At 71.1% G+C, this 2,618-nt stretch carries 3 protein-coding genes; all 3 read left to right on the top strand.

Annotation, left to right across the window (positions count from 1 at the left end; genetic code table 11):
• A partial coding sequence (locus tag DWF00_RS19750) for a YadA-like family protein (protein ID WP_181832930.1) occupies nt 1-1,482 on the top strand: 1,482 nt, incomplete at its 5' end.
• A 134-nt stretch (nt 1,483-1,616) separates the two neighbouring features.
• Nucleotides 1,617-2,090: a DUF4189 domain-containing protein gene (locus DWF00_RS19745; RefSeq protein WP_181832931.1), complete on the top strand. Its 474-nt coding sequence runs from the start codon at nt 1,617-1,619 to the stop codon at nt 2,088-2,090.
• 7 nt (nt 2,091-2,097) lie between these two features.
• Nucleotides 2,098-2,618, top strand: a 521-nt coding sequence (locus DWF00_RS19740) for an invasion associated locus B family protein (protein WP_147284284.1), incomplete at its 3' end; no start/stop codon positions are given.

The raw sequence follows: 2,618 nt of genomic DNA, 5'->3' as shown, positions 1-2,618 counted from the left end.
GGCGCGGGCAGCACGGCGTCTGGCAACGGCAGCACGGCGGTCGGTTTCGGCGCCACGGCGAGCAATGCCGGCGACGTGGCCCTGGGCTCGGGCTCGGTCACCGCCGGGCCGAACCCGACCTCGGGCGCGACGATCCCGACCGGCGGCGGCAACTCGATCGTGCTGACCGGCTTTGCCGGCACCAACCCGACCAGCGTGGTCTCGGTCGGCTCGGTCGGCAACGAGCGCCAGGTCACCAACGTCGCGGCGGGCCAGATCACGTCGACCTCGACCGACGCGGTCAACGGCTCGCAGCTCTACGCGCTCGGCAACGTGGTCAACACGGCGGTCAACGGCGGCGGCATCAAGTACTTCCACGCCAACTCGACCGCCGCGGATTCGACGGCCGCCGGCGCCGAGAGCGTCGCGATCGGCCCGCAGGCGAACTCCGGCGGAACCAACAGCGTCGCGATGGGCAACGGCGCGAACACGAGCGCCAACAACGCCATGGCGCTCGGCGCCGGCTCCAGCGCCAACCTGGCGAACTCGGTCGCGGTCGGCACCGGGTCGAAGACGACGGCCTCGAGCGACACCGCCGGCAACGCCTCGGTCGGCGTGTTCAACAACGCCGGCGCCCAGGCGGCGGGCTCCGGCAACGTCTTCTCGGTCGGCGCGGTCGGGGCGGAGCGGCAGGTCCAGAACGTCGCGGCGGGCGCGGTCACCGCGACCTCGACCGACGCGGTCAACGGCTCGCAGCTCTACAGCGTCGCCTCGAACGTCGGCATGACCTCGCCGACCTACAAGCTGAACGGCTCGACCAAGAACTACACCAACGTGCTCAGCGGCGTGCAGGACATCGCCAACGGCGCGGCCGGGCCGCTCCAGTACACCACGCCGGGCACGCCCTCGAACGACCTCCAGCTGGTCGGGACCGGCGGGCCGGTCGTGCTGCACAACGTCGCGCCGGGCGAGATCAGCGCGACCTCGACCCAGGCGATCAACGGCTCGCAGCTCTACGCGCTCGGCACGAAGATCGACAACTCGGTGCAGTACAGCACGACGCAGGCCAACACGGTCGTGTTCAACAGCCCGACCAATGGCGGCAATGTGGGGGCGCCGGTGACGCTGACCAACGTCGCGCCGGGCGCGGTCACGCCGACCTCGACCGACGCGATCAACGGCAGCCAGCTCTACCAGACCAACCAGGCGATCAACAACCTGGCCGCCTACACCACCGAGCAGATCCGCAAGAACGAGAAGATCGCCTCGGCCGGCACCGCCTCGGCACTGGCCGCCTCGGGCCTGCGCTACGACGACCGGCCGGGCCGGACCTCGATCGCGGGCGCGGTCGGCTACTACCGCAGCCAGCTCGGCGTCGCCTTCGGCGCCGGCTACACCTCGCAGAACGGCCGGGTCCGCGTGAACGCGGCCGTGACCATCGCGCCGACCCTGAACAAGCCGGAGATCGGCGCGGTGGTCGGCGCCTCCTTCTCGCTCGATTGAGCCGGGAGGTCGCCCATCGGCCGGGTCGCCCCCGGCCGATGGGCCAAGATCTTGAAGAAGACCGGGATCATTGCGCCGAGCGCGACATCGGATCAGCCTGGGGCCTGGCGCCCTCTGTGATGCGGAGAGTGACTGTGACCATCAAACGCCTCACCGGCACGCTGCTCGGCCTGTCGCTGCTCGCCGGCGCGGCGGCCGCGACCGACCTGCCGAGCCGCAAGGCCGAGCCGATCTCGCCGTTCTTCGCCGACATCTTCGGGGCGATCGCGCTGTCTGGCGACAACGAGGTCGACGCCTTCGACTGGGGCGCGCCGACGCCGCGCGAGGCCTCCGAGCGGGCGCTGCGCTTCTGCAGGGACGCGGGCGGGCGCGACTGCAAGGTCATGGTGACGATGGAGAACCGCTCGAGTTTCTGGCGGGCGCGCTACGGGCAGGCGCAGTCGGACCCCAGGCAGATCAGCTCCTGCGGCGCGGTCGCCGTGGGCAAGAACGGTGCGCGGGCCAGCGCGCGCTCGCGCGAGAGCTGGGACGATGCCGAGAAGGCCGCGCTCGCCCAATGCGGCGGCTCGGCCAATAGCTGCACGATCAAACGGCGGGTGTGCACGTAAGGTGTCCATGGGACGCATCGTTGCGGGACTTGGAATCGGTTTGCCGCTGCTGCTGCTCGCGGCCCAGCCGAGTTCTGCCCTGGCGCAGCAGCCGCGCACGGCGCTGGAGAGCCCCGCGATCGACCACGAGGCCTTTCGCGACGGCGAGGTGACGCGCTCGCAGTCGACCTTCGCGAACTGGGTCAGCGTCTGCGACGAGGTCAGGCGCTTCCGCCAGCGCTTCTGCAGCCTGCGCAGCCGCGCCTTCGACAAGCTCAACCGGCCGATCGCCGACATCGTCGTCTCGACCGCCGACAACGGCAAGCCGGCGGCGCTGATCACGATCGGGCTCGGCATGCTGGCGACCGAGCCGCTGGTGATCGCGACCACCGTCCCGGCCCAGGCCCTGCCGCCGGCCAGGAAGGGCGGCAAGCCGCGCCAGGCGCCCGAGACGGTCGAGACGACTAGGCTGGCGCCGCGCCTGTGCAACGAGACCGGCTGCCAGATGTTCTGGCCGCTCAGCGGAAACGACATCCTCGCCCTGCGCGA

The sequence above is a fragment of the Allobosea caraganae genome, from assembly GCF_003351345.1.
Taxonomy (GTDB): domain Bacteria; phylum Pseudomonadota; class Alphaproteobacteria; order Rhizobiales; family Beijerinckiaceae; genus Allobosea; species Allobosea caraganae.
The sequence above is the reverse complement of the archived record's forward strand: the minus strand, read 5'-3'. Positions and strand labels throughout refer to the sequence as shown.